This window comes from Desulfosporosinus sp. HMP52 (assembly GCF_000765145.1).
Taxonomy (GTDB): Bacteria; Bacillota; Desulfitobacteriia; order Desulfitobacteriales; family Desulfitobacteriaceae; genus Desulfosporosinus.
Genome location: NZ_JMGA01000024.1, coordinates 15,759 through 29,474, shown reverse-complemented (window position 1 = coordinate 29,474; position 13,716 = coordinate 15,759). Strand labels below are relative to the sequence as shown.

Here is a 13,716-nt window from a genome sequence, read left to right as displayed (position 1 = left end):
TGACAAACCTCTGACACACTTCTGACACCTGAGTACGATAGGTTTATTTAGTAGATTAAATCGTGGGGGTATGGAATATGAGGCAATCCAAAGCAAAAAAATGGGTTTTTGCGCTTATCATCGTTCTTAGTTTAATGATAGGGACCAAAACTACCTATGCTGAAACGCCTAAACTGGAAATCATGAACATGGATATTAATGTAATGCCAGAGTACGATACACCGGATATTTTATTAATTTATTCCGTCGACTTTAAAAATACGTCGGACCAGCCCTACTCAGGTGAGTTTGCCTGGAATCTTCCCAAGAACTCAAAAAAATATACGGTAGCAGATAAAACTAAGGGAGATAATCACGTTGAACCTACGATAAAACACAATGAAAAAAATGATCAAATTGTCTGGAAGTTTCCTACACCATTACAACCCGGTGAAACAAAATCTCTTCAGGTTGAGTATTATTACAACAATTTAGAGGGCGACCCGGATAAAACCTTCGTGTATGAATATATTTCCGAATATCCTGTCGCCCAGGCCCAAGTTAGCGTATTTCAGCCTAAAAAAGCCTCAAACATGGTTGTTACCCCTGATTTTGGCCAAGCACAAACTGGTTACGAGGGCTTCAGCGTTTACAAGAAAGAATTAAAGAACCTAAAACTTGGAGAGATTGTACAAATAAAGGGCAGCTACACTAAGTCTGATCCCAACCCCTCGGTTGCCCCTCTGAGCGAGCAGCAAGTCCAAAGTGGTCTATCGACTCAGTCACCACAGAACAAGAGGACTAGCTCTGCGGTTGTATTGATCTTCTTAGCCGCATTTGTCGGGGTTCTAGGGCTAATTGTCTATAAAGCGATGAGTAGAAAGCCTATTCCTATACACCGAAACCGTAAGCAAGAATATGAACATGAAGAATTTATAATAGATGAGGAATTTAGGGAACTACAAAATTCAAACAATAAACAACCAAGCCGAAGAAAACTTAAGGCAGAAAAAAGGAAATTGAGAGATGCCTTATTAAGTGGAAGGATAAGCGAGAAAACCTATCACCAATTATTAGCTGAACTTAATGAAGAGGAAGATTCTTAGGAGGAGGGGTGATAATGCCCAAGAAGATAAAGCTTATCTTTGCACTATCTGTACTACTAGGGGCATTTGGTTACTTGATGGTCAGCAGTTTTAACAATGCTAAGACGTATTACATGACCATTAATGAAGTAACGGCTAGCGCAGATAAAGGAAAATTAGGGGAACAAAATCTTAAAGTAAGTGGTAAATTAGTCGGTGAAAGTGTTAAGTGGGAACCATCTAAAGTGGAATTAAGGTTTGAAATGATCTCAGAAGATCAAAAAGAAACTATGCCTGTTTTATATAAAGGAGTTAAGCCTGATAATTTTAATGATGGAATTGATGTAATAGTGGATGGGAAATACACAGTTGAACAAGTTTTTCTAGCCGATAAAGTAATGACCAAATGTCCTTCAAAATATGAAGAACAACAATAAATAGAAAATGGGAGGACATCATTGTGGCCAATATAGGTACTATCGGGTTGTCGATTGCCTTTGGAATGGGGATCTATTCCGTAGTTGCTTTCTTTTTGTTTAATAGTAATAGAGGACTAAAATATCTCCTAAGCGCTAAAAATGCCGTCTATGGAACAGCACTATTTACGACGATAAGCGTCCTTGCTATGCTCTATGCTTTAATAACCGGCGATTTTTCCATTGAATATGTAACCCAGTATACAAGTCAGGATCTGCCTGCGATCTATAAATTAACGGCTCTGTGGGCGGGAAATGCCGGTTCCCTATTATTCTGGGCTTGGATACTTGTTCTATTAGCAGCTCTTGTTACAGTTTCGAAAGAAAATAGAGAGTATATCCCCTACGCCAGTCCTATCATGATGGTGGTCAGTGTATTTTTCTTATTTATGCTAAATTTTGTTTCTCAACCTTTTGTACAGCTACTAAGTCCGCCACCGGATGGAATGGGTATGAACCCAATGCTTCAGAACCCGGGGATGGTAATTCACCCAGTTACCTTATATCTAGGCTATGTTGGTTTTACTGTCCCCTTTGCCTTCGCGATGGCAGCCCTCATTATGAAAAATCCCGGTGACCAGTGGATTAAGCTGACTCGAAAATGGACACTTATCTCATGGCTGTTTTTAACACTGGGTAATCTATTTGGGGCCCAGTGGGCCTATGTAGAATTGGGCTGGGGTGGTTACTGGGCCTGGGACCCCGTAGAAAATGCTTCGTTAATGCCTTGGCTTACCGGTTCTGCTTTCCTTCATTCGGTCATGGTCCAGGAACGTAAAAATATGCTTAAGATATGGAACATGGTCTTGATTATCGTTACTTTCGGCTTAACGCTTTTTGGAACGTTCTTAGTCCGAAGTGGGGTTGTCGCTTCAGTTCATGCCTTCGGGAATTCTAGCTTAGGTGCTTACTTCCTGATCTTTACCTCATTAATAATTTTAGCAGCCTTATATCTGGTAGCTGACAGAATCAATCTGCTTCGACAAGGAAATCAGTTTGAATCCTATATATCTAAGGAAAGCAGCTTTTTATTAAACAATTTGTTACTCGTGGGCTCCGCCTTTAGTATCTTTTGGGGAACTGTTTTCCCTATTGTTTCAGAAGCCGTTGTAGGCCAAAAAATTGCAGTGGGAATCCCTTTCTTTAATCAGGTCAACGCACCCATAGGGTTAGCCTTTACGTTGCTCATGGGAATTTGCCCTTTGATCGCATGGAGAAAGGCCAATTTTGAAAATATCGCTAAAAATTTCCTGTGGCCATGGATTATTGCGATCATAGGCATGTTAGTGATGGTTTTTATAGGCGGAATTACCAAACCCTATGCTTTAATTGCCTACACTATCTGCGTTTTTGTGATTTCTTCAACGCTCCAGGATATTCTTAAAGGAGTTCGGGTAAGAAAAAAGTTGACTGGAGAGAATCTCATAGTATCCTTAATCAGGCTCTTAAGCAAAAACAGACGGCGCTATGGCGGCTATGTGATTCATATGGGAATTGTGATGATGATTGTAGGGATCACAGGCTCAAATGTATTTAACAGTGAAGCTGTCAAAACGTTCAAGCCAGGAGAAACTGCTGTAGTAGGAGACTATACTATCTCTTTTAAGGGACTTCAGCAAACCTCAAGGGATAATATGGAGGTTATTTATGCCGATTTGAGAGTGATCAAGAATAATTATGATATGGGGAACTTACAAGTGGAGAAGGTTTTTTACTCAACATCAGAACAACCCATGACGGAACCAGCCATTATCTCGACGTTTAAAGAAGACTTTTACGTCCTCTTAACAGGATGGGAGGATGACGGGTCAGCAATTTTTAAGATCCATATCAACCCTCAGATTAAATGGCTATGGACAGGGGGATGGGTTATTGTCATAGGGGTTATATTCGCTCTATGGCCCGGAAAGGGTAGTGGGGTTGGAAGCCGATATCTTGGGAGAGGAGAGGTGTCCTATGGTAAGAGGGTTAGTTAGAAAGATAAGCCTGACCTGGATTCTCCTGGGGAGCTTTTTACTGCTAAACATTTCCCCTGCTTTAGCCAGTACTCAAAGCGATATTGAAAACAGCTTGATTTGCCCAGCTTGTTTTGCCGAAAGTATGTCTGTAGCAGCGTGTCAAGATTCTACTGCCCAGCAGATTAAAGAAGAAATACGCCAAAAACTCGCATTAGGGCAGACGAAGGTAGAAATTATTAAAACCTATGTTGATCAGTATGGAGAAGGAATTTTAACAAGTCCTCCTAAAAAGGGCTTTAATTTAATGGCTTGGGTTACTCCTTTCCTAGGGATTATGATGGGAGGAACCTTGATATATTTGGCTCTAAGTCGATGGGTCAAGGTTCCAAGTGTGAAAAAAAGTCAAGCAAAAACCAAACCCGGGGCTCTGGATGATTATTATGAGGCCAGGGTAGAAGAGGAATTTAAAAAGTATTTATAGGAGGGGTTGCATTGGAACTTGTTATTGGGTTAGTCATGATTGCTAGCGCTATAGCCATTATCGGATATCCATTAATTCAAAAGGATATTCATAACTTGAAAGTTAAGCCGGCGAAAAATATACCCCTCGGCTATGAACAGCAAAAAGAAATAGTCATGTCCTCCCTAGGAGAAATCGAATTTGACTTTAATATGCATAAGCTGACTGTCGATGATTATCAGGAATTGAAAGCTTTACATAAAGAAAAAGCTGTACGACTGCTCAAAGATCACGACAAAGTTTCTGGAGTAACCGAAAGGGATCTGGTTAGAAAATTAGAAGAAGAAATCGAAGCTGACTTAATAAGTCTAGAAGGATCAGATGACAATGAAAAGGGTTAAAATGCTAATGGTTTTAGGTAGTCTTACAGTTTTCTCCCTTTTTCCTGCTTTGGGAGTTCAGGCAACCCCCACTCTTAACGCAGGATACCAGGACAAAGTACTGTTTCATTCTTCGAGCCATATGGCAAAGTGGAATAAAAGCACGTTAAAGGGTCTTGATCCTCACGTCTTGGTAGCTTTTATGGGCTTAATGCTCGTCATGATTCCAGGCACCTTCCTATACAGAGGCCGCAAAAACCAAGCCAAGGCTCAAGAGGTAGAATCTCAAACTGATGTGGCTAATTCAGAGATCAAAAAGCAAATAATTTTAGCCAAAACTCGCCAACTCGAAGAGCACTTTGCCCAAGGGAAAATTACTCAAGAAGAATATACTAAGACATTAGCTAGTTATAAGGCTCTTCTTAAGAAAATGGAAGAAGAGAGGGGACGGATCGTTGATAGAAGGGATTAATTTATCTAAAACCTACGGTAACAGAAACGTACTAAGGGACATTTCTTTAATGATTCCTAAGGGGGAGTTCACAGCTGTTTTAGGACCTAATGGGGCCGGGAAATCGACGCTCCTGAAAATCCTGGCTTTAATTTCCAAACCCGATTCAGGAGAAGTTAAAATCGGCAAACAATCGTTTGTTAACCTTAAAGGTGAATTAAAACGTAAAATTGGTATCCTTTCACATAGCTCTTTCTTGTATCCGGAGCTTACAGCCTATGAAAATCTTCGGTTTTACGGGCGTCTATATGATGTTCGTCATTTGGAAGAGCAAATTATATCGGTTATTAAAAAGGTTGGGCTCTTGTTAGCCTTAAATGAACCGGTCTACACCTTTTCGAGAGGCATGCTGCAGCGTCTATCCATAGCTAGAGCGCTAATTCATAGTCCTGAAGTAATATTTCTGGATGAACCTTTTACAGGATTGGACCAGCAAGGCATAAGTTTACTTCAAGACGTATTAAAAGATCTAAAGTCCAGTCAGAAAACCATACTTATGGTAACCCATAGTTTTGAACAGGGGATGGAGGACATTGATCGGATACTAATTATCAATAAAGGACAGATAGCTGCCGACTTTCCCACTGAAAATCTTCAATCCGGAGATTTAAAAAGAATCTACTTTGAAAAGGTGGCCAGTTAATGGGACGGGCGCTCGCTCTAATCACAACTATCATTAAAAAAGATTTGGTCAGCGAGCTTCGAGCAAAAGAATCTGTTGTAACCATGGTTACCTTTTCGGTTCTGATTTTAGTCCTTTTTAGCATGGCCTTTGAACCGTCGAGAGAGACTGTTAGGGAAATCCTGCCTGGTCTTATTTGGATGAGTCTGATTTTTTCCGGAATTCTAGGCCTTAACCGCACCTATGCAAGGGAGAGATTTAATGACTGTTTAATAGGTATCCTGTCATCTCCAATTGCTCCTTACCACATTTATATCGGTAAGGCGGCGAGCAGCTTAGTACAGCTTTTCATCGTAGAAATAATAACGTTTCCTTTGTACTTTGTCTTTTATGACCTTGAAATTGATGGATCTCTGGGGATTTTGTTGTTAACCATGTTACTCGGTTCGGTGGGCTTTATTTTAGTGGGAACCTTTCTTGCAGCCTTAACCAGTAGTCTGAGGTCTAAGGAAGCTTTGCTGCCGGTTATCTTATTTCCGCTGCTTGTACCAGTTTTATTGGCTTCGATCGAAGCAACTTCCGCAATCTTTGCTGGATTAACACTTAATCAATATCTGCCGTGGCTTAAACTAATCCTGGTTTACGATCTTGTATTTCTAGTAGTACCCTTATTGCTGTTTGATTACTTGATGGAGGTGGATTAATGAAGCATACTTCTTTACTAAAAAGGGTTCTGTTGGCTTCGACCTTTGTTTCAATGTTAGTTTCCTTGTACTTAGTGTTTGTTTGGGTTCCCGTAGAGAGGCAAATGGGGCCGGTGCAGAAGATTTTTTATTTCCATGTTCCGTCAGCTTGGGTAGCTTTTTTTGCTTTTTTTGTAGTTTTTGCAGCAAGCCTAATGTTTTTGAAAACAAGATTGGAATTATATGATATTATTGCCGGATGCTCGGCCCAAGTGGGGGTTGTTTTTACAGCAATTGTCTTGATTACGGGTCCGATCTGGGGTAGGGCCTCTTGGGGGACGTGGTGGACGTGGGACCCTAGGTTGACCACAACCTTGATTTTATGGTTTATCTATTTAGCTTATTTAATTATTCGAAACTCGGCAAAAGGGCATGTAAGAAATCTTAGGCTCGCTGCTGTCTTTGGGATCATTGGGTTCATAGACGTACCTATCGTCTTCATGGCGGTTCGGTGGTGGCGGACTATCCATCCGGTTGTTTTTGAAGCTAATAACATTGGTCTGCCACCCTCTATGCTTACTACCTTAATGGTATGCTTGTTAACGTTTACCTTACTTTATTTCGTATTACTATTAAAAAGCATGAAGATTGAGCAAGTGGAACGCAAACTACAAAATCTTATAAGTGAGGCTCTAAAAGCTTATTAAGGAGGTTTCAATGGATTATTTGTTTTGGGGATATACAGTGATATGGGGGTTACTATTCGGCTACGTTATTTACTTGGATTTTAGAGAAAGAACGATTCAGGCTAAACTTAACCAGTTAGAAATGGTGTTAGGAAAAAAGTGAAGATAGTTTTTTAACGTAGTTATTACTTTTTGCAGATTTGGAAGCTCAAGGTACAAGTTTCTGCTAATATTTAAAGACAGCCGACTCGGCTGTCTTTAAATTTGTCTATATAAATCTTCTGAAGTTGGTCACTTTAACCGAATATTAAGCTCTTAGTCTCATTAATCGCATACTATTTAATATTACTATAATTGCTGCGCCAGTATCACTAAGGACTGCAACCCATAAAGTAAGCCAACCTGGGAAAATTAGCACTAAGGCAGTTAGTTTAACGAGAAGGGAAAACCAAATATTTTGCTTGATAATCCTGAGTGTTTGTCTACTTAATTTGATGGCATGAGGAAGCTTTTCGAGATTATCCGCCATTAGAACAATGTCTGCGGTTTCCATAGCAGTATCAGTTCCTGCTCCACCCATAGCTATTCCAATATTAGCAGTAGCTAATGCAGGGGCATCATTGATACCATCACCAACCATTGCAATAACTTTCCCTTGCATTTGAAGCTCTCTAATCATATTTGCTTTGTCTGCAGGGAGTAATTCAGCGAAGTATCGATCAACTCCAGTCTCAGAGGCCACTTTTCTGGCAGTTCCTTCGTTGTCGCCAGTGAGCATAAGGATTTGTTCGATACCCAAACTCTTTAGCTTGTTCAAAGCACCAACGCTTACATCTCGTACAAAATCAGCAACTAAAATCATACCTAATATTTTTGCCCGAGTTCCTACAACAATAACGGTGTTACCTTCATTCTGTGCATCAACAATAAGGCTTTGTATATCAAGATTAATAACTAATCCCAATTCTGTAAATAGGTTCGGTTTACCAGCATAATATTGCGTTCCGTTAATAGATGCCTCAGCCCCCTTGCCGACAATAGCCTTAAAGGAATCTGCTTGCTGACCGGAAATATTGTAGGCAATTGCATAGTCTAATATTGCTAGCGCAATTGGATGGTGGGAGTATTCTTCAATAGTTCGAGCAACACTTATAATCACTTGCTCAGAGCCATCTACCGGAATAATTCGTGAGACTTTTGGTTTGCCAGCGGTTAGAGTACCAGTTTTATCAAAAGCAATCACTTGCACAGTACCAGCAACCTCTAAGGAGGTACCTCCTTTAATTAAGATTCCGTTTTTGGCCGCGTTCCCAATTGCTGATACGATGGCGACAGGAGTTGATATAACTAAGGCGCAAGGGCAGGCTATTACGAGTAACTCTAATGCTTTGTAGAACCACTCATGCCACGTGCCTGAACCAAGCAAAGGTGGAATAACCATGGTTAGCAGGGCTAAAACAAATACAATAGGTGTGTAAACCTTAGCAAAACGATCCACAATGGCTTGGGTTTGGGCCTTTTTCTCTTGGGCTTCCTCAACAAGATGAATAATCTTCGAGATTGTAGTATCTTCGATCAGCTTGCTAACTCTGACTTCGATTGAACCGTTCTCATTGATAGTCCCAGCAAATACCGTATCTCCAGTACTTTTGTCGACAGGAATTGACTCTCCGGTAATTGGCGCTTGATTAATACTTGAAGTTCCGGAGATGATTTCGCCATCTATGGGAATTTTTTCTCCAGGCTTTACAACAATAATATCGCCAATCGAAATATCTTCAACAGATACACGGCTCAAATCTTGGCCAATTTTTAACCATGCTTCGGGAGGTGTCAAGTTCATTAAGTCACGAATTGATTTTCGCGCCTTATCAATGGTTTTACTTTGCAAGGTGTTACCCAAAGAAAACAACCAAACCACTGTTGCAGCTTCCAACCATTGCCCAATGAATGCTGCACCAAAAGCAGCTGTGGTCATAAGAACATTCATGTCTAATGACTTGCTTTTTAGAGCGTAATAGGCACTTTTCGTTGGTCGATATCCTCCGGTCAAGAGGGATACTAAGTACATTATTACGGTAAGATACTCCGGAACAGCAGGTAATTTGGAGCTGAGATAGCCCAATAGTAAGAAAATACCGGAGAATGTGCTGAGTGAGACCATAAATCTTTTAGGAACTGATACAGGTACATTCGACTTTTCTCTATTTCTTGAAGTTAATGTAGCTTTAAAGCCGGATTTTTTTACTGCTTTAATAACTTCTTCAATTGTCATATCGTGTATTAGCTGCATTTTACCAGTTGAGAAGTTCACCTTCACATCTTTTACTGTTGGTAATGTTCTTAGGTACTTCTCAAGCGTCTGGGCACAAACCCCACAATCCATGCCTTCGATTCGAAATTCCTGTATGTATCCAGTTAATTCCTGAGTGTGGTTAAGGTTTTGATCTGGAATCTCACATGAATCAGGATCATCACTACAACAACTGCAACTGGAAATAATAGGTGCTTCTGTCTGTAAAAATATTGGAAACTGATTCTTACTTTTCTCTGGTTGACAACAAGAACTGATGTCCTTTTTCAAGGAGATATTATTCTTCTTTTTGTTAGACATTTCAACTCACTCTTTCCGCAAAGGCATTGGTCGTTTTTATCGCAGGACGCTACTTGTTGTTCTACATCACCTAAGACAGTATCAAACATTGTTAGCAGGCGTCTGACTTGTTCATCGCGCAGCGAATAATAGATGTATTTTCCTTCTTGGCGTGCTGTAACGATACCGCATCCTTTTAAACAGGCTAAATGTTGGGAAATATTAGATTGGTTTCCGTGGATTTCGCTAACGATTTGCAGCACAGTTTTCTCTGCGTCCTTTATTGACTCCAGTATTTCCAGACGAGTCCGATCAGCAAACCCCTTTAAAAATTTCACTTTAAGGTCTAGATAATCCATTGTAATTAACCTCCATATATTAGTGCGCACTAATATCTAATTCATATATTAGTATTGACTAATGTGTTTGTCAAGATTAAACTTTCAAACACAATCCAAAATACTTTTGTCATCTAAACATTCGTTAGTGCGTTAAGCAAGCTGGTAACCGAATTTTGGTTTTCAATTTTTTTATGGAGTTAACTGATAACCAATATTAGATACATGGGAGAGCATATCTATTTAAATTTGATACAAAATCAAGTCTTCGGATGAATAGCGGGGTATCAAAAAAGCTGTTGACAAATTAGCTGAATGAAGTATACTCATGAGTGAGAATGATTTTCAATATCTTGAACGCGTGCAAGATTAAAATCAAAGGGTATGAACTATTTTTGGAAAATTTGGAGGAGAAACATATTATGAAAAAACGTCGCTTCGCAGGAATGCTTGCTGTACTTACACTAGCTGGAGCAGTACTTACGGGTTGTTCAGCAACTTCATCGACTACAGTTCAAACGGAATCCAGTTCACCGCAAGGGGAAAAAACAAGTCAAGTTGTCAATATTTATTCTGACCGACATTATGAGACGGATAAGTTGCTCTTAGAGGAGTTCTCTAAGGAAACTGGGATTAAGGTCAATGTCATCGAAGGGAAATCCGATGAATTGATTGAGCGTCTTGCACGGGAAGGGAAAGATTCTCAAGCGGATCTGCTTGTGACAGCAGACGTCGGAAGACTTCATAGGGCAAAAGAACAAGGGTTATTACAATCTGCAGAATCGGATACCTTATCTAAAAACGTTCCAGAGAATCTAAAAGATAAGGATAATCAATGGTATGGTTTAACGGTTCGGGCGAGGGTCTTGGTTTATGCCAAGGATCGGGTAGACCCATCCCAATTATCAACTTACGAAGATCTGACCGATCCCAAGTGGAAAAAGAAAATTCTCGTGCGTAGTTCAGACAATATCTACAACCAATCCTTACTTGCTTCGTTTATCGCTGTGAACGGGGAAGAAAAGGCGAAAGCATGGGCTAAAGGGATTGTCGACAATATGGCGCGTACACCCAAAGGATCGGATCGGGATCAAGCAAAGGCTGTAGTCGCAGGCGAAGGAGATGTTGCCATCATGAACACGTATTATTATGGCCTCCTCCTAAATTCTTCGGATTCCGAAGAAGTCAAGGTCGCTAAACAACTTGGGGTCTTCTTCCCAAATCAAAGCACAACAGGTACTCACATTAATGTCAGTGGAGCTGGTGTAACTGCATCCGCAAAGAATAAGGAAAATGCAATTAAATTGGTTGAATTCCTTTCTAGCGAAAAGGCGCAGAAGCAATTTGCCGAAGCAAACTTCGAATATCCTGCTAACCCTGCTGTTGAGCCTTCAGACCTTTTGAAGTCCTGGGGGACCTTTAAACCACAGACTATCAATCTCACGAAATTAGGCGAGAATAATAACAACGCTGTACAAATCTTTAGTCAAGTGGGTTGGAAGTAATCCTGCGAGTCGACAAAGGCAGCCTAGAGAGGCTGCCTTTGTTGGTATGGTAGTTATAGATAGATTAAGGGCGGTGTAAATTTGATGAGTGGTAGCAGTATCAAACGGAGCTTTAACCTATGGGGAATGTTGAGTGCGTTTTTCGCTGCACTGATCATCTTACCTAATGTTGACTTATTTGGGAATCTGTTTGTTCAACCGAATGAGAATTGGTATCACATAAAAACATATTTACTTAAAGATTATATTACCAACACTTTGGTAATCATTGGTTTTACTGGTGTATTTACAGTTTTGATTGGAAGCGGGATGGCATGGTTGATCTCCGCTTATGATTTTCCAGGAAGAAGGATTTTTAATTGGGCTCTGATTCTACCATTGACAATTCCGCCTTATATTGGGGCGTACACTTATAATGGGATTTTAAACTATACTGGAGTCGTACAAAGGGGTCTCAGAAATGTCTTGGAAGTTCAAGTCAATCCGAAGTGGTTGGATATTATGAACATTCAGGGAGCAATATTCATTTTTGCTGTCTTCTTATTTCCGTATGTCTATACAGTCACTCGTGCGTTTTTAACCAACCAATCAGCGTCTCTCATTGAAAACGCGAGGTTGTTAGGTAAGAATTCACTAGAAATTTTTGTTCAGGTAGTTTTACCTATTTCGAGGGGGGCCATCTTAGGTGGGATGACTCTCGTTATTTTTGAGGTACTCAATGATTACGGAGTAGTCTCTTATTTTGGAGTGCAAACATTTAGTACTGCTATTTTTAAGGCATGGTTCTCTATGGGGGATATCGACACTGCCGTTAAGCTTTCAGGAGTTTTGATGACTATTGTTATTAGTGTATTACTCCTTGAAAGAGGATTAAGAGGGAGAAAAAAATACAGTTATACCACCTCTAAAGTAAGGCCAATTGTAAGGACTCGGCTTAGGGGGATGAAGGGGTTTTGGGCATTTTTCGTCAGTTTTATCTTTCTTAGTTTAGGGTTCATAATTCCAGTCCTTCAACTCCTTGTTTGGAGTACCTTAACTTTTAAAAAGGTTTTTAATATAGCATTTCTTAAGTTGCTCGGAAATTCGGTCGTAGTAGCGCTGGTGGCAGCGTTAATTATCTTGGGGGTTGCTGTGATTATTGCGAATTTTTCTAGGCTTCAAGAAAACTGGGTTGGGAAGCTTTTCACAAAGGTCACTTTGCTTGGCTATTCGATTCCAGGAGCCGTTATTTCTATTGGAGTGATTCTTTTCTTTGTAGATTTTGATCGTAAGCTAGAGTGGTTCTATAAAGCATTGAACCCCAACTCGATCACTTTGGTTCTCAGTTCGAGTGTTGTTATGCTAATCTTTGCCTATTCCGTTCGTTTCTTAGCCGTTGGGTACCAATCCATTGAAGCGGGGTTTGAAAAAGTGGGGAAGAAGTTTTTTGAAGCCTCTCGTATGCTTGGAAACGGGGTAACCAAAACGTTCTTTAGAGTTGACCTCCCTATGATTAAGCCGGCGGTTATCAGTGCTTTCGCTTTAACCTTTGTGGATATCGTTAAGGAGCTTCCGCTAACCCTTATCCTCAGACCGTATAATTTTAATACGCTAGCTACTAAAACTTATGAGTATGCCACGGATGAAATGATTCATGAGGCTGCGATTCCAGCCTTGTTGATTATTCTAGTCAGCATTACTTCCGTGTATTTGCTAAATAAACTAGGAGAAAAGGAGGGAATCTAAATGTTTGCCGAAATACGAGGATTGTCCTTTAGATATAAGAATTCATCTGTAGATAACGTTAAGGACTTTAATCTAGAAATGAATCAGGGTGAAGTTACCTGTATCTTAGGGGAAAGTGGAAGTGGTAAAAGTACAGTTTTGCGACTTCTCGCTGGACTTGAATTTCCTTTGAACGGTCAAATGCAAATCAATGGAAAGATACTATTTAATGAACATGAATTCGTGCTTCCGGAAAAACGAGGGATTGGGATGGTTTTTCAGGATTATGCGCTCTTTCCCCATATGACGGTGGAGGAGAATATCCGGTTTGGTTTAACGAATTTGAGTAAACAAGAAAAAACCGAACGAATCCGTGAAATGTTGGAACTTGTACATTTAGAGGATTATGCTAAGCGTTACCCTTACGAATTAAGTGGAGGACAACAGCAAAGGATAGCGATTGCAAGAGCGGTTGCTCCGAAGCCATCGATGCTCTTGCTTGATGAACCCTTTAGTAATTTAGATGCCCATTTACGTCAATCGATTCGGGAAGAGTTAAACGGAATTCTGAAGGATACTGGGATAACTTCGATTTTTGTGACTCATGATAGGGAAGATGCCAAGAGTATCGCTGATCAGGTCGTGATCTTAGATAAAGGGGAGACGATTGAGAAAGGAAAAGCCATAATTATTATCTGAGTTTATTACTCTCAATTTCTTCGTGTTGCATTTTTCA

Annotated in this window: 15 protein-coding genes; 13 read left to right on the top strand and 2 right to left on the bottom strand. The window is 40.2% G+C overall.

Annotated elements, in window-relative coordinates:
* The first annotated feature begins 77 nt into the window (after nt 1–77).
* Genes DP73_RS10865 through DP73_RS22530 form a run of 10 tightly spaced genes read left to right on the top strand, consistent with a single transcriptional unit; the run spans nt 78 to nt 7,003 of the window.
* Nucleotides 78–1,085, top strand: coding sequence for a hypothetical protein (locus DP73_RS10865; RefSeq protein WP_034599471.1), 1,008 nt, complete (start codon nt 78–80; stop codon nt 1,083–1,085).
* 14 nt (nt 1,086–1,099) lie between these two features.
* Nucleotides 1,100–1,501: a cytochrome c maturation protein CcmE gene (locus DP73_RS10860; RefSeq protein WP_034599469.1), complete on the top strand. Its 402-nt coding sequence runs from the start codon at nt 1,100–1,102 to the stop codon at nt 1,499–1,501.
* Nucleotides 1,502–1,524: 23 nt separating this feature from the next.
* Nucleotides 1,525–3,516 carry a heme lyase CcmF/NrfE family subunit gene (locus tag DP73_RS10855; RefSeq protein WP_034599468.1) on the top strand — a complete coding sequence of 664 codons (1,992 nt, stop codon included), beginning with the start codon at nt 1,525–1,527 and terminating at the stop codon, nt 3,514–3,516.
* Nucleotides 3,497–3,979, top strand: coding sequence for a cytochrome c-type biogenesis protein CcmH (locus tag DP73_RS10850; RefSeq protein ID WP_034599467.1), 483 nt, complete (start codon nt 3,497–3,499; stop codon nt 3,977–3,979). The genes DP73_RS10855 and DP73_RS10850 overlap by 20 nt, the downstream gene beginning before the upstream one ends.
* Before the next feature lie 11 nt (nt 3,980–3,990).
* Nucleotides 3,991–4,359 carry a hypothetical protein gene (locus DP73_RS10845; protein ID WP_034599465.1) on the top strand — a complete coding sequence of 123 codons (369 nt, stop codon included), beginning with the start codon at nt 3,991–3,993 and terminating at the stop codon, nt 4,357–4,359.
* Nucleotides 4,346–4,810 (top strand): hypothetical protein, encoded by a 465-nt coding sequence (locus tag DP73_RS10840; protein WP_034599464.1) that lies wholly within the window; start codon nt 4,346–4,348, stop codon nt 4,808–4,810. Before DP73_RS10845 ends, DP73_RS10840 begins: the two co-directional genes overlap by 14 nt.
* Nucleotides 4,794–5,492: an ABC transporter ATP-binding protein gene (locus tag DP73_RS10835; RefSeq protein ID WP_034599463.1), complete on the top strand. Its 699-nt coding sequence runs from the start codon at nt 4,794–4,796 to the stop codon at nt 5,490–5,492. The genes DP73_RS10840 and DP73_RS10835 overlap by 17 nt, the downstream gene beginning before the upstream one ends.
* On the top strand, nt 5,492–6,175 hold the full coding sequence (locus DP73_RS10830; RefSeq protein WP_034599461.1) for a heme exporter protein CcmB: 684 nt from the start codon (nt 5,492–5,494) through the stop codon (nt 6,173–6,175). The genes DP73_RS10835 and DP73_RS10830 overlap by 1 nt, the downstream gene beginning before the upstream one ends.
* Nucleotides 6,175–6,861, top strand: coding sequence for a cytochrome c biogenesis protein CcsA (gene ccsA, locus DP73_RS10825; RefSeq protein ID WP_034599460.1), 687 nt, complete (start codon nt 6,175–6,177; stop codon nt 6,859–6,861). Before DP73_RS10830 ends, ccsA begins: the two co-directional genes overlap by 1 nt.
* 10 nt (nt 6,862–6,871) lie before the next feature.
* Nucleotides 6,872–7,003 (top strand): CcmD family protein, encoded by a 132-nt coding sequence (locus tag DP73_RS22530; RefSeq protein WP_081963018.1) that lies wholly within the window; start codon nt 6,872–6,874, stop codon nt 7,001–7,003.
* Between the two features lie 144 nt (nt 7,004–7,147).
* On the opposite strand, the gene DP73_RS10820 is transcribed toward DP73_RS22530, so the two are convergent.
* Together DP73_RS10820 and DP73_RS10815 are read right to left on the bottom strand one after the other, a co-directional pair.
* Nucleotides 7,148–9,454, bottom strand: coding sequence for a cation-translocating P-type ATPase (locus DP73_RS10820; protein ID WP_034599459.1), 2,307 nt, complete (start codon nt 9,452–9,454; stop codon nt 7,148–7,150).
* The gene (locus DP73_RS10815) at nt 9,421–9,792 is read right to left on the bottom strand and encodes a metalloregulator ArsR/SmtB family transcription factor (protein ID WP_034599458.1); all 372 of its coding nucleotides are present in this window, start codon (nt 9,790–9,792) and stop codon (nt 9,421–9,423) included. The genes DP73_RS10820 and DP73_RS10815 overlap by 34 nt, the downstream gene beginning before the upstream one ends.
* A 401-nt stretch (nt 9,793–10,193) precedes the next feature.
* Here DP73_RS10815 and DP73_RS10810 point away from each other — a divergent pair, with 401 nt between their 5' ends.
* The 3 genes from DP73_RS10810 (at nt 10,194) to DP73_RS10800 (ending at nt 13,679) form a co-directional block, all read left to right on the top strand.
* Entirely contained in the window at nt 10,194–11,276 is a 1,083-nt protein-coding gene (locus DP73_RS10810; RefSeq protein WP_034599455.1) for a Fe(3+) ABC transporter substrate-binding protein, read from the top strand.
* Nucleotides 11,277–11,360: 84 nt separating this feature from the next.
* The gene (locus tag DP73_RS10805; RefSeq protein WP_034599453.1) at nt 11,361–13,001 is read left to right on the top strand and encodes an iron ABC transporter permease; all 1,641 of its coding nucleotides are present in this window, start codon (nt 11,361–11,363) and stop codon (nt 12,999–13,001) included.
* Nucleotides 13,002–13,679, top strand: a complete 678-nt coding sequence (locus tag DP73_RS10800; RefSeq protein ID WP_034599452.1) for an ABC transporter ATP-binding protein — start codon at nt 13,002–13,004, stop codon at nt 13,677–13,679.
* The last annotated feature ends 37 nt before the right edge of the window (nt 13,680–13,716 follow it).

Excerpts from the sequence above, each read along its gene's own strand:
- DP73_RS22530 (WP_081963018.1), top strand. The coding sequence starts at position 6,872 with ATGGATTATTTGTTTTGGGGATATACAGTGATATGGGGGTTACTATTC.
- DP73_RS10810 (WP_034599455.1), top strand. The coding sequence starts at position 10,194 with ATGAAAAAACGTCGCTTCGCAGGAATGCTTGCTGTACTTACACTAGCT.
- DP73_RS10805 (WP_034599453.1), top strand. The coding sequence starts at position 11,361 with ATGAGTGGTAGCAGTATCAAACGGAGCTTTAACCTATGGGGAATGTTG.
- DP73_RS10820 (WP_034599459.1), bottom strand. The coding sequence starts at position 9,454 with ATGTCTAACAAAAAGAAGAATAATATCTCCTTGAAAAAGGACATCAGT.
- DP73_RS10840 (WP_034599464.1), top strand. The coding sequence starts at position 4,346 with ATGAAAAGGGTTAAAATGCTAATGGTTTTAGGTAGTCTTACAGTTTTC.
- DP73_RS10830 (WP_034599461.1), top strand. The coding sequence starts at position 5,492 with ATGGGACGGGCGCTCGCTCTAATCACAACTATCATTAAAAAAGATTTG.
- DP73_RS10800 (WP_034599452.1), top strand. The coding sequence starts at position 13,002 with ATGTTTGCCGAAATACGAGGATTGTCCTTTAGATATAAGAATTCATCT.
- DP73_RS10850 (WP_034599467.1), top strand. The coding sequence starts at position 3,497 with ATGGTAAGAGGGTTAGTTAGAAAGATAAGCCTGACCTGGATTCTCCTG.
- DP73_RS10865 (WP_034599471.1), top strand. The coding sequence starts at position 78 with ATGAGGCAATCCAAAGCAAAAAAATGGGTTTTTGCGCTTATCATCGTT.
- ccsA (WP_034599460.1), top strand. The coding sequence starts at position 6,175 with ATGAAGCATACTTCTTTACTAAAAAGGGTTCTGTTGGCTTCGACCTTT.
- DP73_RS10860 (WP_034599469.1), top strand. The coding sequence starts at position 1,100 with ATGCCCAAGAAGATAAAGCTTATCTTTGCACTATCTGTACTACTAGGG.
- DP73_RS10815 (WP_034599458.1), bottom strand. The coding sequence starts at position 9,792 with ATGGATTATCTAGACCTTAAAGTGAAATTTTTAAAGGGGTTTGCTGAT.